This window comes from Fodinicola feengrottensis, assembly GCF_039530045.1.
GTDB classification, from domain to species: domain Bacteria; phylum Actinomycetota; class Actinomycetes; order Mycobacteriales; family HKI-0501; genus Fodinicola; species Fodinicola feengrottensis.
In genome coordinates this window covers 163,981-184,154 of the sequence record NZ_BAAANY010000020.1, presented here as the reverse complement: position 1 = coordinate 184,154, position 20,174 = coordinate 163,981, and the positions used below count along the sequence as shown (strand labels likewise).

The following is a 20,174-nucleotide window of genomic DNA, read 5'->3' as shown; positions in this document are numbered from 1 at the left end:
GGCTACGAGAGTCGGTCCCCCAGACCCTGCAAAAACCGCAGGGTCTGGGGGACCGACGCCCCTGCCGGAGGGGCGACAACATCGGCCTGGCGGCCGATGACGCCGGACGGGGCTGGGTCCCGTACAAAGTTGACCAACTTTGGTTTAGAGGTGGCAGTCCCGCGCGGGGTGGGGACCCCGGGGCTGGCCCCGTATAAGGTTGACCAACTTTGGTTTAGAGGTGGCAGTCCCGCGCGGGGTGGGGACGGCGGGGTTGGGTTGCGTCGGAGTTGACCGACTTTGGGTTGAGGGTGACGGGTCCGCACGGGGTGAGGTCAGCGGGGCTGGGGTTCGTCTAAGTTGGCCAACTATGGGTTGAAAAGTTCTGTCCCGCACGGGGTGAGTAGACGGGGTTGGGTTGCGTCGGAGGTGGCGACCGAGGGTTGAAGGCGACGGTCTCGCGCGGGTGGGGTGATGTCCGTTGCAGTTTGGGGACAGGGATTGTCGGCAGGTGGCGGGCTGAAAAGATGGGGGCATGGGAGCGCGCGTGATCGCGGTTTGTGCCGATTCGGGACATCGGTTTAGTAAGCCGGTGGCGGCAGAGATTCGGTTGGTTGCGGGGCTTGGCGTGGAAGGGGATGCGCATTTGGGGGTGACTGTGCAGCATCGGTCCAGGGTGGCGCGGGATCCGTCGCAGCCCAACCTTCGGCAGGTGCATCTGATTCACGCGGAGCTGCTCGACGAGTTGGAACCGGTGGGCTATCAGGTCAATCCGGGGGACCTGGGCGAGAACATCACCACGCGCGGGATAGATCTGCTGGGGCTGCCGACCGGAACCTTGTTGAGAATGGGTGACGGTGCGGTGGTCGAGGTGACCGGCCTGCGCAATCCGTGCCAGCAGATCAATAGCTTCTCGGCTGGCCTGATGAAGGCCGTGCTGGGGCGCGACGAAGAAGGAGATCTGGTCCGCAAGGCCGGCGTGATGGGGATTGTCTTGGCCAGCGGGGCGGTACGGCCGGGCGACGTGATTGATATTGAGTTGCCCACCCGGCCGCACAAAAAACTGCTGCCGGTTTAGGGCCAGGACACCGCGCCGGCGGGGCCTTTGGTCATGAGGGTGTCTTTGGTGAGGACGCTGAGGCGCCAGGGGCGGAATTCCAGGACTGAGAAGGCTGGTGAGGTGGGGCCGTCCCAGCCTGGTACGCCGATGGCAGCTGGGTCGTAGCCAAGCGGTTCCGGGGTGTTCTGGAAGAAGTTCCACACCTTCGTACGGATGGCGTCGTCAGGGGCGAAAGCGGCAGCGCATTCGGCGATCGCGCAGTCGCCGTAGCCTTCGGCGCGATAGGCGACCGACGCATATGGGCTCTTGGCCAGGTGTGCCTTTTTGACCGGCGTCTGCCAGGTCGCGACGTAGCCGGTCAGCTCGCCGTCTTTCCATTCCCAGTACGGATGCAGCACCCGGGTCCGGGGCCGGCCGGCACTGTCCACAGTGGCGACTGTAGCCCACACAATGCTATGGGCGACCTCGACAAAGGCCGGCGCGATCGTCTCAAGATCTGGCATTGAAGCTCATCAACTCCTGGTAGTTTCGGCCGGCCGAGCATGCCACGGCCGTGGATCGGTCGCGAGAATTGCCATCGAGATCGTGTCGTGCCAGTCGCCGTCCCAGTTCAGGGCGTCGCGCTGGCGCCCCTCCACCCCGAAACCGCTCTTCTCGTACGCCCGCTGCGCACGCCGGTTGAAGTCGTAAACCTCCAGGTGAACGCGGTGCAGGCCAACAAGATCGAAGGCGAAGTCGACGATCATTCGGGTGGCCTGGGTGCCGAGCCCCTGCCCGTACGGCAGCGTCCGACCAAGCGCTATCCGGTAGGCCATCGAGGCGTTTTCCTCGTCCAGATCGAAAAGCGCGAGGGAACCCAGGTATGCCCGATCGGGTTGGTGCAACACGGCGTAGTCAGCCCGGTCGTGTTGGTCTGGCCGGGTCAGCAGGAACTTTCGGATGCGTTCCTCGGTGAAAGTCTGGTGGGTGCCGGTCAGCCGCCGCACCTGCGGATCGGCCAGCATCGCCACCTCGCCGTCCAGGTGGTCGATCGTCAACGGCTCGAGCACCACCCGCTCACCGGTGAGGATTGGCTGTCGTACAAAGAACTTGGTCTCGATCACCTCGTCAGTATGATGATCATGATTGGCATGCCTCAACGGATTTGGTGGCTGGATGACCTCCGCAGCGCTTCGCAGGTACGACGGCAGGACAGTCTTCATCGCCGGCGCGGCACACGGCATCGGGCGGGCGATCGCGCACCGGCTGGCCGCGGAGGGCGCGGCGCTGGTGATCGCCGACATGGACAGCGAAGGCGCCGACGCCGTGGTCGCCGAGCTGGCCGGGTCCGAGGCCTTGGCCGTGCACTGTGACGTGCGGGATCGGGAGTCCGTACGAGCGGGCGTCGCCGCCGCTGTCGACCGGTTCGGCGGTTTCGGGGTGCTTGTCACCAACGCCTACTCCGCCTCCAGCGTGCCTTTCGAGGACCTGACGGACGAGGACTGGAACCGCGATCTGGACCCGACGCTGAACGGTGCCGTGCGTACCATCCAGGCGGCGATCCCGCACCTGATCGCGTCCCCGTACGGCGGTGCGGTAGTCAGCATCGGCTCGGTGAACGGGCTCGCGGCCTTTGGCGGTCTTGCTTATTCAGCGGCAAAAGCTGGGCTTGTCAACGTGACGCGCAACCTCGCGGTCATGTACGGCGGGAAGGGCGTGCGCTTCAACGTCGTCGCGCCGGGGACCGTACGCACCCGTGTGTGGACCGATCGCGGCCCGGAGCGGCTCGCGTTCGTGGAGCAGGCGAAGCGGCACTACCCGCTCGGGCGGGTCGGCGAGCCGGAGGACATCGCCGCCGCGGTGGCCTTCCTCGGCTCCGACGACGCGGCCTGGATCACCGGCGTGGCACTGCCGGTCGACGGCGGCATCATGACCGGGCCGCTCATGCAGATGTTCGGCACCGACCCCATCTGACTTTTGCCTCTTTTGTCACATCCAGAACGGCTGCCGCAGCCTCTAAATTGATCCTCATTTCCCGCGATTGTTCCTGGAGGAGCCGGAAATGACGACGAAACAGGAGGCCGCCGCGGCGGTCCGGGACGCCAAGGTCCGGCTCGGCCTCAGCTGGGCGCAGGTCGCCGAGGCGGTCGGTCGGCCGGTGGCCTGGACGACCGCCGCGCTGCTCGGCCAGCACCCGATGCCGGCCGCTGAGGCGACTGCGGCAGCGGCCCTGCTGGAACTGGACGACAACGTGGTGATGGCCCTGCGACTGCAACCGACTCGCGGGGCGCTGGACACCGCCGTGCCGGTGGACCCGACCATCTACCGCTTCTACGAGGTCTTGCAGGTGTACGGGCCGACCATCAAGGAGCTCATCCACGAGCAGTTCGGTGACGGCATCATGAGCGCGATCAACTTCCGGATGGACGTGAAGAAGGTCGCCGACCCGGCCGGCGACCGGGTGGTTGTCACCCTCGACGGGAAGTTCCTGCCGTACCAGTGGTGACGGGGTGTGCATCTCAGCCGGCTAGCGTTACCCCGTGGCAGGTGAACGGCAGTGGAGCGTGGGCGAGCTGGCCGCCGCGAGCGGCCTGACCGTACGCGCGCTGCACCACTACGACGAGATCGGCTTGCTCCCAGCCAGCGCGCGGACCGGCGCCGGCCATCGGCGCTACACCGCCGACGACGTTCGGCGGCTCTACCGGGTCCGGGCCTTGCGCCATCTCGGCCTGTCACTTGAGGAAATCAGTGCGGTCCTGCACAAGACACCCGACGCGGCCGGCTGGCGTTCGCTGCTGACCGCTCAGCTCGACCAACTGGCCGCCGAGGCGGACCGTACGGCCCGGCTCGTCACCCACGTCCGCGGGCTGCTCGCCGAGCTCGACGGTCCGGAGGTGCCGACGACTCGGTCGTTCCTGAGCACCCTCGAAGCGATGTCCATGTTCGAGACCTACTTCGATCAGAACCAGCGTGATCGGTTGGCCGGCCACCGGTCCGAGCTGGGGGAGCCGGCGATCGAGTCCGCCAGGACGGAGTTCCTGAACCTGGCCGACGAGCTGGGACGCCACCGGCGGGCGGGCACCCCTGTCGACGACCCGGCCGTGCGAGCGTTGGTACGCCGGTGGACCGAGCTGGCGGCCCGGTTCACCGGTGGGGACCAGCGGATCCAGGCCGCCGCCGGCCGGATGTGGGACGACAACCGGGCCGAGCTGAGCGAACGGGCCGGGTGGTCACCGGCCGAAGGCGAAGCGCTGGTGTCCTATATCCGCGCTGTCCGGTCCGCCTGTGGATAACGCCGAAGTGGTCCGGGGTGTCCTGGGGGTCGTTCGAACACATGACCGGGTCCATCCGCTAGCGTCGTCGGGGTGTCCCGCGTACGTACCGAGCGCCTCGTCAACCTGGTCATCTGCCTGCTGTCCACCCGCAGGTTCCTGACCTCGTCGCAGATCGCGCAGACGGTGGCCGGTTATGAGCACGACGAGGACGACCTGAAGGCGCACGACGCCTTCCAGCGGATGTTCGAGCGTGACAAGGCCGAGCTGCGCGACCTCGGAGTGCCGGTCGAGATGGGCACGCCGAGCGCTTTCGACCCGGAGGCCGGCTACCGGATCGCCCGCCGCGACTACGCCCTGCCGGACATCCACCTGGAGCCGGACGAGGCCGCCGCCGTCGGGTTGGCCACCCGGTTCTGGCACGTCCGAGGTCTCGCGTCGGCGGCCGCGTCCGGGCTGCTCAAGCTGCGGGCCGCCGGAGTGGAGGTCGACTCGCAGGCGACCCTGCCGGTGGAGCCGGTGGTGGCCGCGGACCCCGCGGTCGACACGATCCTCGCCGCTGTGCGGAACCGCCGAGCGGTCACCTTCGGCTATCGCCGGCCGGAGGACGACGAGCCGGCCAACCGGCATCTGCAGCCCTGGGGCGTGGTGTCCTGGCGCGGCCGGTGGTATGTGGTGGGCCATGACATCGATCGGGGCGCCAGCCGCTGTTTCCGGCTGTCCCGAGTGGTCGGCACCCTGAAGGCGTATGGGCCGTCCGGGAAGTTCGAGCCGCCGGAGAAGGTCGACCTGGTCGGCTATGTGGCCAGCAACGAGACCCCGGCCCGGCAAAGCAAGGCGACCGTACGGATCCGGGTGGGCACCTGCGCGGGCCTGCGGCGTTGGGCGATCGAGGTCCAGCCCAGTGACAGCTACCCCGGGTGGGAAACCGTCTTCCTGCCGTATCGGGATCCGGGCAGCCTGGCCGGCCGGCTCGTCGGATATGGAGCGGACGTGGTCGCCGTCGAGCCGGCGGATGTGCGGCAGGCGGTCATCGACCGGCTGACCGCGCTGGCCGGCGCCACGGCTCCGGTCGCCGTGGAAGGGGACCGCTGATGGCCATCAGCGTCAGTGAGCACTTGCCGCGGTTGCTCGCGATGGTGCCGTATTTGCTGGCCAGGCCGGGGATCCGGGTGCAGGACGCGGCCGACGAACTGGGCGTCAGCGAGCATCAGCTGCGGCTGGACCTGAACCTGCTGTTCGTCTGTGGGCTGCCCGGCTATGGCCCTGGTGACCTGATCGACATGGTGCTCGACGACGAGACCATCTCGATCACGTACCACGCCGGCATCGACCGGCCGCTGCGGCTGACCACCGACGAGGCGCTGGCGCTGATCGTGGCGCTGCGGGCACTGGGGGAGACGCCCGGCCTCAGCCAGGACGACGCGATCGACCGGGCGCTGTCCAAGCTGGAGTCGGCGGCCGGCGACGCCGCGTCGGCGGCCAGCCGGCTGACCGTGAAGTTGCGTACGTCCCCGACCGAGACCAGCCGGGCGAACGAGCTGCGCGGTGCGCTGGAGCGCCAACACGCCGTCCGGATGACGTATTACACGGCCACCCGCGACGAGACGACCGACCGAGTGGTCGACCCGATCCGGCTGCTGCTGGTCGACGGCCGCAGCTACCTGGAGGCGTGGTGCCGCTCGGCCGAGGCGGTTCGCCGCTTCCGGCTCGACCGGATCGACGACCTCGCCGAGCTGGCCGAGCCGGCCGCCCCGCCACCGGGCGCCGGCGGCGGCGACCTGTCCGGCGGGGTGTTCCGGCCGGGGTCCGACGACGTACTGGTCACGCTGCTGCTGTCCCGGTCGGCCCGCTGGGTCGCCGAGTACTACCCAGTGGAGAGCGAGACCCGCCGGCACGGCGGCGACACCGAGGTCACGTTGTGGGCCAGCGACCTCGCGTGGGCCCGCCGGCTGGTGCTCGGCCTCGGCTCTGAGGTGCGGGTGGTGTCCCCGCCCGAGCTGGCTGACGCGGTCCGCCGCGATGCCCAAGAAGCTCTCCTCGCGTACGAGTCGTAGAACCAGCGCTAATCATTTGCCGTCGGGCGGCGGTTTCTGGTCCGCTAACAGGCATGGATCCCCGCATAGCACTCGCCGCTTTTGACCGTCAGCTTCGCCGCACTCCGGAGCCGGACGGCCCAGACGTCATGATCGAGACCGGTGAGCGGGTAGTGCGTACCATCAGCCCCGGCTGGACCGGCGTCGTGTGGAGCGACCTCGACGAGGCCACCGTGGACCGGGTCATCGCTGCAGAGCTCGCCCGTTTCGCCGAGCTGGGGCGCCCGTGGGAGTGGAAGCACTACTCGTACGACGGACCCGCCGACCTTGCGGAGCGGCTGCTGGCCGCTGGCTTCGTACCGGAGGCGCCGGAGACCCTGCTGGTCGCCGAGATCGCCGACCTTGAGCTCGAAGTGCCGGCGCCGGACGGCGTAAGGCTGGTGCCCGTGGTTGGCTCTGAAGGTGCGAACGACCTGGTCGCGGTGCATGACGAGGTGTTCGGCGGCGACCACTCCAAGATCGGCGACACTGTGCTGGCCGGCCTGGCGCAGCAGCCCGCCACGCTCGCCGCGGTCGTCGCGATGGCCGGCGACCTGGCGGTGTCCGCTGGCCGGGTGGAATTCCATCAGGGCACCGAGTTCGCCAGCATCTGGGGTGGCGGCACGTTGCCGGCCTGGCGGGGCCGTGGTGTCTTTCGCTCGCTGGTCGCCCACCGCGCGGCGCTCGCGGCGGCCCGCGGCCTGCGTTACCTGCAGGTCGACGCCACGCCCGACAGCCGCCCGATCCTGCGCCGACTCGGCTTCGTCGAGCTCGCCACCACCACCGCCTACAACCACCCCGGAGTGGTGTGATCTAGGCCTCACGAATGCGGTCCGTTATCCCGTCATCACCAGGTTACTGGCGCGTCAACACCACACAGGGCGGGAGTTGAAACCCCCGCCGATCGGGGCGGCGAAAGGGGACCGTGGTGAACGCGCAAATCAAGGCAACCTGTCCGTACTGCGGCGACGTTGACCTGACCACGCAGGACGTGGTGCTACACGAATGCTCGACAGGCGGGCTGTCGTACTACACGTTCGACTGCACCGGCTGCGCCCGCAGCATCCGCAAGCCGGCCGACACACACGTGTCGACGCTGCTGCGGACCGGCGGCGTACGGGTCGAGCACTGGTCGATCCCGGACGAGGCGGCCGAGGCCCATCACGGCCCGGTGCTGAGTGTGGATGACCTGCTGGACTTCGTCATCGAGCTTTCCAAGACCGAGGACCTGGCCGCCGCGGCGCGCCGGGTCGCCACCAGCTAGCCGTCTGCTCCCGGCCGGGTTACCAGCCGACCAGATAAGCCACTAGGGTGCTTGGCTGTGAGCGTTACCCTCTGGATTGCCCTGATCGTGGTTCTGGCCGTGGTGCTGCTTCTGGTGGTGCTGGCGCGGTTGGTGGGCCCATTGCGTCGGCTGCAAACCCAGGTGGTGACCCTGCAGGGCAAACTCGGCGATGTCGAGGCGCTGCAGGCCCGAGTGGACGAGGTAAATGCCGCTATGTCCGCTTTGCAGGCTCGGGCGGCTGTGATGTCGAACCGAACTGAGCCGGCGAACGAACGGCCAGTTGGTGACTATTCCGCGGAAACCCGCGGCAGCGCCGCCTAGATCGCTCAGCTGGACGTACCATAGGCGTGCTCCACTTGGGCAGGGCGGCAGTCCTGACGTGGGAGTCGATCGTAGGAGAGGGCTAGCTTATGTTCGCTGGTGGCCTGAGGCCGTGGCACATTATCGTGCTCGTTGTTGTGCTGATTCTGCTCTTCGGTGCGAAGAAGCTGCCGGACGCCGCTCGCGGCCTGGGCCGCTCGCTGCGCATCTTCAAGGCCGAGACCAAGGCCTTGACCGACGAGTTCCGGGACGGCAAGGACAAGCCGGCCGATGCGAAGGCCGACGAGCCGAGCATCCCGGACGACCAGGCGTCGTCGATCGACGACAAGGTCGGCCATACGTCGAACAACCGCACGCGATAGCCGCGGCTGCGTGACGGCAGGCTCGTGAGTCCCTCGCTGATCCGGCGTACGGCCGGACGTCCCCCCAGTCGCCGTCAGCGTGCCGCTGACGGATCGATGCCGCTGATCGAGCATCTGCTCGAGCTGCGCAGCCGCCTCTTCAAGGCCTGCATCGGGATCGTCCTGGGCACCATCGTCTCGCTGGTCTTCGTCAAGCAGGTGTTGGCGTTCCTCGAGCGGCCGTACGATCAAGCCGCCCGCGCGCTCGGCATGAAAAACCCTGGGCTGCAGATCCTGGCGCCGACAGACCTGCTGGTTCTTGAACTCAAGATAGCCCTATATGTTGGGCTGTTAATCGCCGCTCCGATCTGGCTCTACCAGTTGTGGAGTTTCATTACTCCCGGCCTCCACAAGAACGAGCGACGCTGGGCGTATTCGTTTGTCGCTGTCGCGTCGCCCCTCTTCTTCGGTGGAGCGGTGCTGGCGTATTTCGTGATTTCCCGAGGCTTGGAGTTCCTGCTTCCCAGCGGCAACAGTGGCATCATCGCCAACCTCGAGCTGAGCAAGTACATCGACTTCGTCACCGGCATGATGGTGCTGTTCGGGTGCGGGTTCGAGTTCCCGCTGATCGTCGTCATGCTCAACTTCGCCGGCCTCATCAGTGCCCGCAGGCTGCTGTCCTGGTGGCGGGTGTCGATCTTCGTCATGTTCCTGTTCGCAGCCGTCGTGACCCCGACGCCTGACCCGTTCGGCATGACCGCCCTCGCGCTGCCGATGACGGCTCTGTACTTCCTTGCCGTGGGTGTCGCCTTCGCCCACGACCGTCGCAAGGCGAAAGCGGCTGCCGCCGCTGGCTTCGGGAACGTGTCCGACGACGAGGCTTCGCCGATCACGTACGACCTGGACGAGATCGACAACCCGGACACCAGCGGATATGTCGACACCGTCCGTTCCACCGAGATCGAGCCCGCACCACGCCGTCGCTACGACGACGACGCCACCTGATAGGCGATTAGCTCGTACGAATGGCCTCTGACCGCAAGGTCGGGGGCCATTCTGCGTACCAGAGGGTACCCCGAGAAATGTGCGCGCCCCGAAACATTGCGTGGCCCGAAGTTTGGTCGTACAGTCTGAGGCATGGACATGGAGGCGGTGCCGAAGCTCGGGCTCCGGGAGCGGAAGAAACAGGAGACCCGCTCCGCGCTCAGCTGGGCGGCCGTGCGGCTCTCGGTTGAGCGGGGCCTCGACCACGTCCTGGTGGAGGACATCGCGGCCGAGGCCGGGGTGTCGGCTCGTACGTTCAACAACTACTTTTCCAGCAAGGCCGAGGCAATTGCTTCGCGGCACGTCGACCGGGTCCGGATGATCGCCGCGGGACTGCGCGAGCAGCCAGCTGGCCAACCTTTGTGGGAGGCCATCTCCGACGCGGTGTTCGCGCAGTTCGGCTCTTCCGAGGCCGACGATCGGGTGCCGGATCAGCGGTGGACCGCTGGTGTCCAACTGATGACGGATCAGCCGACCGTGAGAGCGGAGCTGCTGCGGGGAAGTCGCGAGGCCGAGCGTGATCTGGCAGCCGCCGTCGCCGAACGCCTCAAGACGGATCCCTTGAGCGTCTATCCACAGCTGGTGGCCGCCGCGGTCGGGATAGCCCTGCAGGTCGCGATGGAGGGCTGGCTGCGCGCGGATCCGCCAGAGCTGCTCGCGCCGCTGTTGAGAAAGTCGTTGGAGCAGGTGGCCAACCTCTCCGAGCAGGTCTAGTAGGCCCCATCTAACCCGACCGGCAACTGTTTCTTTGGGCTGCCCGAAAAAGGAGAACTCTGATGAAAGCCGATGTCGTCATTTCCGGTGGTGGGCCCAATGGCCTGCTGATGGCCTGCGAGCTGGCCCTGGCCGGCGTACGGGCGATTGTCCTGGAGCGGTTGCCGGAGCGGTCCACGATGCCCAAGGCCAACGGGCTGGTCGGGCGGGTGATACCGGCTCTGGATCGCCGCGGGCTCTACCAGGTTTTCAGTGGTAGCGACCAACCGCCGATGCCGGCGCCGGCCTTCCAGTTCGGTGCCCTGACCCTAAACATGTCCACATTGGACAATCCCTCGATGTACATTCTGCCGATCCCGCAGCGACGGATCGAGGAGATCCTGGAGCAGCGCGCGCTCGAGGCGGACGTGGACATCCGGCGAGGCCACGAAGTGACCGCACTGAGCCAAAATTCCAGTGGCGTGACGATCGAGGTGAATGGCCCGGACGGCCGGTACGAGCTGGTGGCTGACTATCTGGTCGCGGCCGACGGTGGCCACAGCGTGATCCGCAAACAGCTGGGAATCGAGTTCGCCGGCATCACCGATACCAGCTTTGGCGGCATGATGGGACAAGTCGGCATCGCGGCGCCGATGGCCCAGCCGAACGGCGAACTGGAAATCCCCGGGCTGGGGCGGCTCAAACCAGGAACGTTCACTCGTACCGAGACAGGGATGTTCGCCTTTGGCATGTTCCAGCCGGGCGTCTATCGGTTCGGAGCGTACGAATGGGATCGGCCTTACGTGGACGAAAACGCGCCAGTCTCGCTGGTGGAGGTGGGCGAATGCCTCAGTCGGGTGCTCGGTACTGACATCGCGGTCACCGCGCCAGCCGGCGGTGAGATGCTGTTGACCCGGCGAGCCAGCGACGGGATCAACTCGCGGCAGGCCGTGCATTACCGCGAGGGGCGGGTTTTCCTGGTCGGCGACGCGGCGCACGTACATTCGGGCGTTGGTGGTCCAGGACTTAACCTGGGGATGCAGGATGTGCTGAACCTGGCCTGGAAACTGGCCGCCCAGGTGAATGGCTGGGCGCCGGAGGGTTTGCTCGACACGTACGAGTCCGAGCGGCATCCGGTGGGCGCTCGGGTCATCATGCACACCCGCGCCCAGAGCGCTTTGCTGTCGCCGGGACCGAATATCACCGCGCTGCGCCAGCTTTTCGAGGAACTTCTGCGGAATCAGGACAACGTCCAGCACGTCGCTGACCTGATGGCCGGCGCGGACGTACGCTATGACATCACGTGTGACACCCCGTGCGGCCACCCGCTGGCCGGGCAGTGGATGCCAGATTTGCCGCTGCGTACCGAAAATGGCGAGACAACGGTGACCGAGCTGATGCGTACGGGCCGACCGGTCTTGCTCGATCTGACGGGCACCTTGGCAGCGGCGGCGGGATGGAGCGACCGGGTGGATGTGGTGGTCGCTACCGCCGAGGACGCGCCGGCCGACGGGGTGCTGATCCGGCCAGACGGATATGTCGTGTGGGCCGGCGGTGCGGACGAGGTGCAAGAGCTGGCAACTGCACTGCGAATGTGGTTCGGAGCGCCGAAAGCAGTCCCGGCCGGAGCGCAGCGGTGACCATTGTGGACGGTCTGGAGACGGTCACCTCACCGGACGGCACCTCGATCGGCTACCGGACGTACGGCAGCGGCCCTGGCGTTGTGCTGGTGCCGGGGGCACTGCATTCCGGCCATCATTACCAGGAATTGGCGTGCTGTCTGGCCGATGAGTTCACGATCTACGCGATGGATCGGCGTGGGCGTCCCGGCAGCGGTCGCCAGCTACCGCACCACAGCATCGATGATGAGTGCGCCGATGTCATGGCGGTGATGGAGAAAACCGGTGCGTCGAGGTTGTTCGGTCACAGCTCTGGGGGAGTTGTCGCTTTGCAGACCGCTCTTCGCGTACAAGTAACGAAAGTCGCTGTCTACGAGCCGGCGGTGATGGGTCCCGCTTCGGTGCCGCCGGTGAAGGACCTGGCCGCGATGGAGCGGGCGCTGGCTGAGGGCCGACAGACGGATGCCTTCGCGATGCTGGCCAAAGGCGAGAGCGGCCCCGTCCCGAAAATGCCATTGTTCGCACTGAAAATGCTGTTCCGGCTGGCCAGCAAGGGGACCAATGCCCGGTTCCGGGAGTATGTGGACGCCGTCGCGGCCTTCCCCGCCGAGCAGCGGATGATCATGGGGCTGGGCGCCGAAGCGGACCGGTATCGGGAGCTGGCGACTGAGACTTTGGTGCTGCTGGGGGCGCGTACGGGCGGAGAACTTGCCCGCGGTGCGCGGTTCCTCGCGGCGACCGCGCCGGGCGCGCGGCTGCAGGTGCTGGCGGGCCTTAACCACGACGCACCGGACGAGAAGGCCCCGGGCCGGGTGGCCGCCGAGCTGCGGCCGTATTTTTCCCGCAGTAGTTTGTAAGTATGCGTCCACTCACCGAACACAAGATTCTCGTCACCGGCGCTACCAGCGGCCTCGGCCAGCAGGTCGCCGTCGAGCTGGCCGCGTTGGGGGCGGCCGTGGTGGTGCACGGTCGGGATCCGGACCGGGTCCGCGAGACCGCGGCGAAGGTGGCCGCGCAGAGTGCGGACCCGGCCCGGATCACCACTGCGGTAGCCGACCTCGCCGCGCTGGCGGAGGTGGCCCGGCTCGCCGAAATCGTCGCGATTGACCATCCAGATCTCACCGTCCTGGTGAACAACGCCGGGATCGGCTTCGGCCGGCCCGGCGGATCGCGGGAGGTCAGCCGGGACGGCATTGAGTTGCGGTTCGCGGTCAACTACCTGGCCGCGCACCTGCTGGCCCGGCGGCTGCTGCCCACCCTGACCGCGAACGCGCCGAGCCGGATCGTCAACGTCTCGTCCGCCGGGCAGGCGCCCTTCAGCGCCGACCCGCTGATGGAACGTGCGTACGACGGCGTGCTGGCCTATCGGCAGAGCAAGCTCGCGATGATCGCCGACACGTTCGCACTGGCGAAGCAGACCGCCGGCACTGGCGTCACGGTCAACACCCTGCATCCGGCGTCGCTGATGCCGACCGCGATGGTGGTCGAATCCGGCTGGGACACGATGGACAGCCTCGAGTCGGGCGTACGAGCGACGATGCGACTGATTACCGATCCAGATCTGGACAATATGACCGGCCGCTACTTCTTCCGGCTGGAGGAGGCCGACCCGCTGCCGGAGGCGTCCGACCCGGCCGCTCAGACTGGCCTGGCCGAGGTGACCGACCGCTTGCTGGCCGAACACCTCGGCACCTGACGTTCTTTAGCGGAGCGTACGGAAGAACGTACGAATATCGCCGACCAGCGCCTCGGGCTGCTCCATCGCGGCGAAGTGGCCGCCGTGCTCGAACTCCGTCCAGTGCACGATGTTGTCGGACCGCTCGGCGAGCCGGCGCACCGGCAGCGACAACTCCTTGGGGAAGACCGCGACGCCGGTCGGCACGGTGCTCGCGGGCGGCGGTGGGCCGCCCCAGCCCCGGCCGGCGTGCGCGGTTTCGTAGTAGAGCCGCGCCGACGAGCCGGCCGTGCCGGTCAGCCAGTAGATGCTGACGTTGGTCAGCAGCTGGTCGCGATCGACCGCGTCCTCCGGCCGGTCCGTCGAGTCGGTCCACTCCTTGAACTTCTCGGTGATCCACGCGAGCTGCCCGGTCGGCGAGTCGGCCAGCCCGTACGCGAGGGTCTGCGGCCGAGTGGACTGCAGCATCCCGTAGCCGGCGCCGCTCGACTGGAACTGGATCGTCCGCTCGTACGAGGTGACCAGCTGCTTCTGGTCCGCCTCGCTGAGTCCCTCGAGGTCCTGCTTGGTGGGCTTGGATCGCTGGACACCAGTGGGCAGCATGGTCAGGTGAACGCCCAGCACCCGCTCGGGATGCCGGACGCCGGTCTCCCGGGAGATCATCGCGCCCCAGTCGCCGCCGTGGACGGCGAAGCGGTCATAGCCGAGGCGGGTCATCAGCTCACCGAACGCGGTGGCGACCCGGCCCACGTCCCACCCGGTCTCGGTCGTCGGCCCAGAGAAGCCGTAGCCGGGGATGGACGGTGCTACCACGTGGAAGGCGTCCGCGGGGTCGCCGCCGTGCGCGGCCGGATCGGTCAGCGGTCCGAGGACCTTCAGGAACTCGGCCACCGACCCCGGCCAGCCGTGCGTGACGAGAAGCGGCACCGCGGACGGCTCCGGCGAGCGTACGTGCAGGAAATGCACGTTGGTGCCGTCGATCGTGGTGGTGAACTGGTCGAACTCATTGAGCCTTGCCTCGTACGCACGCCAGTCGTATGCGGTTCGCCAGTACTCAGCAAGCTCGCGGACATAGCCGAGCGGGATCCCGTAATCCCAGCCGACGCCCGGGAGCTCGTCTGGCCAGCGCGTACGAGCCAGTCGTTCGTGCAGGTCGGCGAGGTCGGCGTCCGGAATGTCGATGCGGAAAGGAGTGACTTCGGTGGCATCCATAAGAAACACCGTAACCCGGGTTGAGGACAACTACCGTCCTTGATAGGTGGAAAACTCTGTTGACATGAGGGAAACGTCGGCCCGCCTGCTCCGCTTGCTCTCGCTCCTGCAGACCCGCCGCGACTGGTCCGGAGCGGATCTGGCTGAGCGCCTTGAGGTGGACGTACGCACGGTGCGCCGGGACGTCGACCGGCTGCGTGGGCTCGGCTATCCGGTGAACGCGACGCCCGGCGTCGCGGGCGGGTACCGGCTCGCGGCTGGCGCGTCGCTGCCACCGTTGTTGTTGGATGACGACGAAGCCGTCGCGGTGGTCATCGGCCTGTGGACCGCGGCGAGCGGCACGGTCATGGGCATGGAGGAGACGTCCGTACGGGCGCTCGCGAAGCTGGAGCAGGTGCTGCCGGCCCGGCTCCGACAGCGAGTGGACGCGCTGAAATCGGCGGTCGTGCCGCTGCCGAACCTGGCGCCGACCGTGGACGCCGACGTACTGACGGCGATCGCCTCAGGGTGTCGCGACCAGGTCCGGTTGACCTTCGACTACGTGGCGGTTCTCGGGCGAGCCAGCGTCCGCGAGATCGAGCCGTACCGGCTGGTCCACACCGGCAGTCGCTGGTATCTCGTCGCGTACGACTGCCAGCGGCGAGACTGGCGGACGTTCCGGGTCGACCGGATCCAGGCGGTGCCCACCACGGGTTCCCGGTTCACTCCACAAGAGCCGCCTGAGGACGTCAGCGCTTATGTTTCCCGGTCAGTATCAACGGCTGCCTATGCGTACCAGACCAAGATCCTGCTGTACGCGCCTGCGGCGGTGATCCGGGCGCAGGTGTCGGCGACCGCCGGGGTGGTCGAGCCGATCGACGAGGACACCTGTTACCTCCACGCTGGCGCGAACGATCTGCGTTTCGTGCCGCTGCACCTGGCCCGGCTCGGTGTCGATTTCGAGGTGGTGGAGCCCCCTGAGCTGGTCGAGGAGATACGGGCAATAGCCGTCCGGCTGACGAGGGCCACCTCATGATCGAGTCTCCGAGGCATCGGCGCTACGGTCATCACATCCCGCCGACCATGGAGGCCGTATGCAGGGCAGCGCGCGCCAGTGGCGGTTCGCCGTCGCGATCCTGGTCGGAGCACTGACCGCCGCGCTGGTGATGCCCGCCGACCGAGTGGACGGCGCGACCGTACCGAGTCAAGACGCACCACGGCCCGCCACCGGGACCGGCAACGGCTGGTGACCGGCTGTTCCTGCTTTGGATCCCCCTTCGCGCGACTACTAGTCAGGGAGATGTTCTTGGCTGGGCCCGTTCGGCCAGGAACTCGTGCTCAGCAGCGTTGTCGGTGAGCGCCAACGCGGCCTGGTAGGCCTGGACCGCCTCAGCGTCTCGTCCCAGCCGGTGGAGCAGGTCTGCCTTGGTCGCCGGTAGGTAGCGATAGCCGGTCAGCCTGCCGTCCCGTTCGAGTGCCTCGACCTCGGCCAGCGCGGCCGCCGGGCCTTGCACCATGGCCACCGCGACGGCCCGGTTGAGGGCGACGACCGGCGACGGCCAGATCCGCAACAGCACGTCGTACAGCGTGACGATCTGCGGCCAGTCGGTCTGCGAATAGCTCGCCGCCTGCGCGTGCAGCGCGGCGATCGCGGCCTGCACCGCGAAACGTCCGGGCGGGCCTGCGGTCAGGGCGGTAACCACGAGCCGGTCCGCATCGGCGATCAGGTCGCGGTCCCAGGCGGAGCGGTCCTGGTGCTCGAGGCGTACCAACCGGCCGTGGTCGTCGGTGCGGGTCGTCCGCCGAGCGTGATGGACGAGCAGCAGCGCGAGCAGCGCGGCGGTCTCGCGGTCCGCCGGAAGGAGGGCGTGCAGCGTACGGGCGAGGTCCAGTGCCCGGGCCGTCAGCTCATCCCGTACGAGCGCTTCGCCGGAGTGAGCGGTGTGCCCGGCGGAGTAGAGCAGGTGGATGACGCTCAGCACGGCGTCGACCCGCTGAGGCAGGTCCTCGGAGGACGGTGCGACGTACGGGATACGTGCGGTGGCGATCTTCTTCTTCGCTCTGGTGAGTCGTGCGGCCATCGTCGGCTCGGCGACCAGAAACGCGCGCGCGATGTCTGGCGTGGAGAGGCCGCACACGAGGCGCAGCGTCAACGCGATCCGGGCCTCTTCGGAAAGGGCCGGATGGCAGCAGATGAAGATGAGCCGCAGGCGGTCGTCTGGGATGGGGTCAGAAGGTGTGCTCTCAGGAGCTGCCTCCAGCAGCAACGGCAGCTTCGTCCGCAGCGTCTGGCCGCGGCGTAGCACGTTGAGCGCCTTGCGCCGGGCGACGGTGGTCAGCCAACCGCCCGGCTGGGCGGGAACGCCATCGCGCGCCCAGGTCCGCAGGGCCTCGACGTACGCGTCCTGAACCGCTTCTTCGGCGGTGTCCAGGTCGCGCGTGACGCGTACCGTCGCGGCGAGCACGTAGGCCCACTCGCGGCGGTATGCGTCCGCGACCGCGTCCTGCGCGACGCTCAGCTCGACCCCGAGAGGTCGAGTCCGACCAGCGGCCGGATCTCGACCCCGCCGTTGACGATCGGCGTCAGCTTCGCGAGCGCGATGGCGTGGTCGAGGTCGCGTGCCTCGAGCACGAAGACCCCAGCCAGCGCCTCCTTGGTCTCGATGAACGCCCCGTCGGTGACCAGGTCGCCGCGGACCGAGGTCGCCGTCGTGGTCGGTTCCAGCGCGAGCCCGCCGACGATGCGACCGCCATGCTCGGCGATCCGTGCTGGCAGCTTGCCGTGTGCCTCCATCACCTCTGGCGGGATGTCGGCCGCCCCACCGGGCAGTTCCTGCTCGAAGATGAGCACTGCGTACTGAGTCATGACGTCACCGTTTCTGTCGGGAAGGCGCACTCCAACCAGGCACTCCACATGCGTTCTCTGGTCGGCGGCTCGCTCTCCCACCACACCTCGAACTTCTTGCCCATATCCTCCGCCTCCGGTGGTCCGGCGCCGCTCTCGTACGGCCCCTATGCACTACCGACACACGGCTTCGGCGGAAATCGACACCATCCAGCGGGAAAGTTGCTCCATTGTCCGCAGCGTTCACGCGCCGGACGTGGCTGGGATGTGGGGCGACGGGCAGGTCCGAGCCACCGCCAGCCGAACACGGCCGAGCAACACCTACCTGGCCACCGACCTCAGACCGACCCCTGACCAGGGTTTACACCCGACCGCGATCGCTTTGCGGCTTGTTCGGTTCGCATCGTGGAAAACGGCCTCAGGTGAGAGCGAGGACGGCGTCGAGGCCGTGGACTTCGCCGACCGGAGAAGCCGGTAGCAGGAGGGCGCGGCAGCCGACGCTGACCGCGCCGCCGTCAGCGGGGTGGTCGCCGACCATCAGCGCGCGCTCCGGCTCGACGCCGAGACGGTCGCAGGCCAGCCGGAAGATCTTCGGGTTCGGCTTGTCCGCACCCACTTCGTACGACAGCACGACCTCGTCGAAGAGCTCCGCCAGGTCGGCGGCAGCGAGCATCGGCCGCAGGTCGAAACCGATGTTGCTGACCAGGGCGGTACGGATGACCCGGCGGCGAAGCTCGGTTAGTACGGGCGCCGCGTCCGGATACGGGGTCCAGGTGGCCGGGTCGAGCAGCCGCTCGTAGAGGGCCGTCGCCAGCTCTGCCGGCACACCGTCCACAGTGGACAACAGAGACGTGTACGCGGTGCGATGTTGTTCCATCGTCAGGTCGCGTTCGGCGAACGCGCGGGCCAGTTCGGCCGGGATCCGCACCGGTGCCGGTCCGCCGGCCCGGCCGGCCGCTATCAGCGTCGGCAGCAACCGGTCGAAATCGGCCTCGGGGAGGTCGATGCCGGCCGTACGCAGGCCGCCACGCAACCAGTCCTCGCCGGTTTCGACCTGCATGACAGTGCCGTGGTAGTCGAACAGGACGGCTTCGATGGCTGGTCGCACGCCCACACGGTAACCCGCTTGCGGCCGGCTCAGCTGGCCGGTGTGACGCGGCTAATCAGGATCGGCCGCAGACCTGGTCGATGACCTTTTCGATGACATTGGCCGGATCGGCCGCAGCACCTGCGCAACGCCAAGCGACCACGCCGTCCGGTCGTACGAGCATCGCACCGCTGTCTCCGATGCCAGCGGCGGCAACGAACGCCGGCGTTTGCACGTACGAGCGGAGTCCCAGATCGAGGTTCTCGGCCACTTTTTCGGCGGCAAGCCGCCACGACGGTCCGCCGAACAACACGAACTCGGGCCCTGCCAGCTCCACTGTGGACACTCGACGGCCGTCGATTTCCAGCCAGACATGCGGAACGCGGGTGCCCGGCGCGCCGTCCAGGTTCAGAAGCGGGTCGACGCCGTCCACGAGGCCAGTACAGGGTGGGTCGACGACCGCGCTGGAGACCTGCGGGAATCCCAGCTGGGCAACCGGGAACTCGGCGATTCCGACCGCGGCCCGCTCCGCCGCTTTGGTGCCGTCCCAATGGATTTCCATGTGCTGCGCCCGCAACAGCACCTGATCCTGGGTGAATTCGGCGAGCACTCGCCGCTCGGCCTCGTACGTGTCCAGCAGGCTTTCCCCAGCCACCCCGCGACCCACCAGTGCGAGCTTCCAGGCCAGGTTGTCGGCGTCCGGGATCCCAGTGTTCAGGCCGAAACCACCGGTCGGCGGCATCACGTGGGCGGCGTCGCCGACCAGGAAGACGCGGCCTTCGCGATACCGGTCGGCGAGCCACCTGCTTGATCGCCACGGCAGCGTGCTGAGGATTTCCACCGGCAGGTCGGGTACGCCGATCGCGGCCCGTACGAGCGTGGCACAACGCTCGGCCGGGTAGTCATCGACAGTCTCGATGCCGGCGTTCATGATGTGGAACGCCCAGCGATGCGGGTAATCGATCGGGATCAGGATTCCACCGACGTCGTCGTTGCGGATCCCGCACATGCCAAAGGCGTTGGCCGGGATCAGCTCGCTCAGGTCGGCGTCGAAGAGGGTGTTGATGACATAGCCGGCGGCCAGCTTGCCGGCGCCGGAGCGGGGGATGCCGGCCAAGTCGCGGGCCGCGCTGTTGGCTCCGTCCGCGGCCACCAGATAGTCGGCTTCGATCAGCCGCGGTCCGTCGCTCGTACGGACAGTCGCTCGTACGCCCCGCGCATCCTGGTCGAGACCTTCCAACTCGGCGTTGAAACGTACGGTCACACCCTCGGCGACGGCGGCTGTCAGCAGCACCAGATCGAGCCGGTCCTGGCTGAGACTGCCGGTGGTGGCCGGCGTGAACGTGTCGAAGGCTGTCTGCTCGCCCATGCTCAAGGGGCTGCGTCGGTTGGCGCCGCTGGCGAAGTCAGTACCGACCACCCGCTGCACGTCGATCCGGCCGATGGCGGCCCCGGTCGGCCGCTGGACCGCCGCGAGTTGTTCGGTCAGGCCGGCTGCCTGCAGCACCTCGGCGGCGCGCAACCCGAGCCCAAGCGCCCGGGGATGGATCGACACGCCGTCGCGCCGCTCGATTACTGTCGTTCGGATGCCCTGGCGGGCCAGGAGCAGGGCGGCCGTCAGGCCGACGCTGCTGCCGCCCACGACCAGGACCGAGGTGGTTTCGCCGTGCACACATCCTCCACTGGGTACGCCGTACTCTGTTGCGTA

24 protein-coding genes are annotated in these 20,174 nt (G+C 67.8%); 17 read left to right on the top strand and 7 right to left on the bottom strand.

Annotated features, from left to right (window positions below):
- Window positions 1-514: 514 nt before the first annotated feature.
- Window positions 515-1,057 (top strand): MOSC domain-containing protein, encoded by a 543-nt coding sequence (locus tag ABD301_RS24995; RefSeq protein WP_344312922.1) that lies wholly within the window; start codon window positions 515-517, stop codon window positions 1,055-1,057.
- Here ABD301_RS24995 and ABD301_RS24990 read toward each other — a convergent pair.
- Together ABD301_RS24990 and ABD301_RS24985 are read right to left on the bottom strand one after the other, a co-directional pair.
- Entirely contained in the window at window positions 1,054-1,542 is a 489-nt protein-coding gene (locus ABD301_RS24990; protein WP_344312920.1) for a pyridoxamine 5'-phosphate oxidase family protein, read from the bottom strand. The genes ABD301_RS24995 and ABD301_RS24990 overlap by 4 nt on opposite strands.
- 9 nt (window positions 1,543-1,551) lie before the next feature.
- The gene (locus ABD301_RS24985; RefSeq protein WP_344312919.1) at window positions 1,552-2,142 is read right to left on the bottom strand and encodes a GNAT family N-acetyltransferase; all 591 of its coding nucleotides are present in this window, start codon (window positions 2,140-2,142) and stop codon (window positions 1,552-1,554) included.
- A 52-nt stretch (window positions 2,143-2,194) separates the two neighbouring features.
- On the opposite strand from ABD301_RS24985, the gene ABD301_RS24980 reads away from it, so the two are divergent.
- The 14 genes from ABD301_RS24980 to ABD301_RS24915 all read left to right on the top strand — a co-directional run bounded on the left by ABD301_RS24980 (window position 2,195) and on the right by ABD301_RS24915 (window position 13,364).
- Window positions 2,195-2,992, top strand: a complete 798-nt coding sequence (locus ABD301_RS24980; RefSeq protein WP_344312918.1) for an SDR family NAD(P)-dependent oxidoreductase — start codon at window positions 2,195-2,197, stop codon at window positions 2,990-2,992.
- An 88-nt stretch (window positions 2,993-3,080) separates the two neighbouring features.
- Window positions 3,081-3,524: a cyanase gene (cynS, locus tag ABD301_RS24975; protein WP_344312916.1), complete on the top strand. Its 444-nt coding sequence runs from the start codon at window positions 3,081-3,083 to the stop codon at window positions 3,522-3,524.
- Window positions 3,525-3,558: 34 nt separating this feature from the next.
- Window positions 3,559-4,311 (top strand): MerR family transcriptional regulator, encoded by a 753-nt coding sequence (locus ABD301_RS24970; RefSeq protein ID WP_344312914.1) that lies wholly within the window; start codon window positions 3,559-3,561, stop codon window positions 4,309-4,311.
- Between the two features lie 72 nt (window positions 4,312-4,383).
- Complete coding sequence (locus tag ABD301_RS24965; RefSeq protein ID WP_344312913.1) at window positions 4,384-5,385, top strand: helix-turn-helix transcriptional regulator; 1,002 nt, start codon at window positions 4,384-4,386, stop codon at window positions 5,383-5,385.
- Window positions 5,385-6,347 (top strand): helix-turn-helix transcriptional regulator, encoded by a 963-nt coding sequence (locus ABD301_RS24960; protein ID WP_344312912.1) that lies wholly within the window; start codon window positions 5,385-5,387, stop codon window positions 6,345-6,347. Before ABD301_RS24965 ends, ABD301_RS24960 begins: the two co-directional genes overlap by 1 nt.
- A gap of 53 nt (window positions 6,348-6,400) precedes the next feature.
- Window positions 6,401-7,177: a GNAT family N-acetyltransferase gene (locus tag ABD301_RS24955; protein WP_344312911.1), complete on the top strand. Its 777-nt coding sequence runs from the start codon at window positions 6,401-6,403 to the stop codon at window positions 7,175-7,177.
- Between the two features lie 116 nt (window positions 7,178-7,293).
- Window positions 7,294-7,629 carry a hypothetical protein gene (locus ABD301_RS24950; RefSeq protein ID WP_344312910.1) on the top strand — a complete coding sequence of 112 codons (336 nt, stop codon included), beginning with the start codon at window positions 7,294-7,296 and terminating at the stop codon, window positions 7,627-7,629.
- 57 nt (window positions 7,630-7,686) lie between these two features.
- Window positions 7,687-7,971, top strand: a complete 285-nt coding sequence (locus ABD301_RS24945; RefSeq protein WP_344312909.1) for a hypothetical protein — start codon at window positions 7,687-7,689, stop codon at window positions 7,969-7,971.
- Window positions 7,972-8,060: 89 nt separating this feature from the next.
- Window positions 8,061-8,333 (top strand): Sec-independent protein translocase subunit TatA, encoded by a 273-nt coding sequence (gene tatA / locus ABD301_RS24940; RefSeq protein WP_344312907.1) that lies wholly within the window; start codon window positions 8,061-8,063, stop codon window positions 8,331-8,333.
- Window positions 8,334-8,429: 96 nt separating this feature from the next.
- Window positions 8,430-9,317: a twin-arginine translocase subunit TatC gene (tatC, locus tag ABD301_RS24935; protein WP_344312906.1), complete on the top strand. Its 888-nt coding sequence runs from the start codon at window positions 8,430-8,432 to the stop codon at window positions 9,315-9,317.
- 132 nt (window positions 9,318-9,449) lie between these two features.
- On the top strand, window positions 9,450-10,070 hold the full coding sequence (locus ABD301_RS24930) for an acyl-CoA-like ligand-binding transcription factor (RefSeq protein ID WP_344312905.1): 621 nt from the start codon (window positions 9,450-9,452) through the stop codon (window positions 10,068-10,070).
- A 62-nt stretch (window positions 10,071-10,132) separates the two neighbouring features.
- On the top strand, window positions 10,133-11,689 hold the full coding sequence (locus ABD301_RS24925; protein ID WP_344312904.1) for an FAD-dependent monooxygenase: 1,557 nt from the start codon (window positions 10,133-10,135) through the stop codon (window positions 11,687-11,689).
- Window positions 11,686-12,525 carry an alpha/beta fold hydrolase gene (locus tag ABD301_RS24920; protein WP_344312903.1) on the top strand — a complete coding sequence of 280 codons (840 nt, stop codon included), beginning with the start codon at window positions 11,686-11,688 and terminating at the stop codon, window positions 12,523-12,525. Before ABD301_RS24925 ends, ABD301_RS24920 begins: the two co-directional genes overlap by 4 nt.
- Before the next feature lie 2 nt (window positions 12,526-12,527).
- Window positions 12,528-13,364 carry an SDR family NAD(P)-dependent oxidoreductase gene (locus ABD301_RS24915; RefSeq protein ID WP_344312901.1) on the top strand — a complete coding sequence of 279 codons (837 nt, stop codon included), beginning with the start codon at window positions 12,528-12,530 and terminating at the stop codon, window positions 13,362-13,364.
- Window positions 13,365-13,370: 6 nt separating this feature from the next.
- Here ABD301_RS24915 and ABD301_RS24910 read toward each other — a convergent pair whose 3' ends face one another.
- Complete coding sequence (locus ABD301_RS24910) at window positions 13,371-14,555, bottom strand: epoxide hydrolase family protein (RefSeq protein WP_344312900.1); 1,185 nt, start codon at window positions 14,553-14,555, stop codon at window positions 13,371-13,373.
- A 64-nt stretch (window positions 14,556-14,619) separates the two neighbouring features.
- On the opposite strand from ABD301_RS24910, the gene ABD301_RS24905 reads away from it, so the two are divergent.
- Window positions 14,620-15,570, top strand: coding sequence for a helix-turn-helix transcriptional regulator (locus ABD301_RS24905; RefSeq protein ID WP_344312897.1), 951 nt, complete (start codon window positions 14,620-14,622; stop codon window positions 15,568-15,570).
- Window positions 15,571-15,628: 58 nt separating this feature from the next.
- Window positions 15,629-15,784, top strand: a complete 156-nt coding sequence (locus ABD301_RS24900) for a hypothetical protein (protein WP_344312895.1) — start codon at window positions 15,629-15,631, stop codon at window positions 15,782-15,784.
- Window positions 15,785-15,826: 42 nt separating this feature from the next.
- On the opposite strand, the gene ABD301_RS24895 is transcribed toward ABD301_RS24900, so the two are convergent.
- The 4 genes from ABD301_RS24895 to ABD301_RS24880 form a co-directional block, all read right to left on the bottom strand.
- Complete coding sequence (locus tag ABD301_RS24895) at window positions 15,827-16,999, bottom strand: RNA polymerase sigma factor (RefSeq protein WP_344312894.1); 1,173 nt, start codon at window positions 16,997-16,999, stop codon at window positions 15,827-15,829.
- Between the two features lie 50 nt (window positions 17,000-17,049).
- Complete coding sequence (locus tag ABD301_RS24890; protein ID WP_344312892.1) at window positions 17,050-17,400, bottom strand: YciI family protein; 351 nt, start codon at window positions 17,398-17,400, stop codon at window positions 17,050-17,052.
- A gap of 397 nt (window positions 17,401-17,797) precedes the next feature.
- On the bottom strand, window positions 17,798-18,487 hold the full coding sequence (locus ABD301_RS24885; protein ID WP_344312890.1) for an HAD-IA family hydrolase: 690 nt from the start codon (window positions 18,485-18,487) through the stop codon (window positions 17,798-17,800).
- A gap of 55 nt (window positions 18,488-18,542) precedes the next feature.
- Entirely contained in the window at window positions 18,543-20,138 is a 1,596-nt protein-coding gene (locus ABD301_RS24880; protein WP_344312889.1) for an FAD-dependent monooxygenase, read from the bottom strand.
- Window positions 20,139-20,174 lie beyond the last annotated feature (36 nt).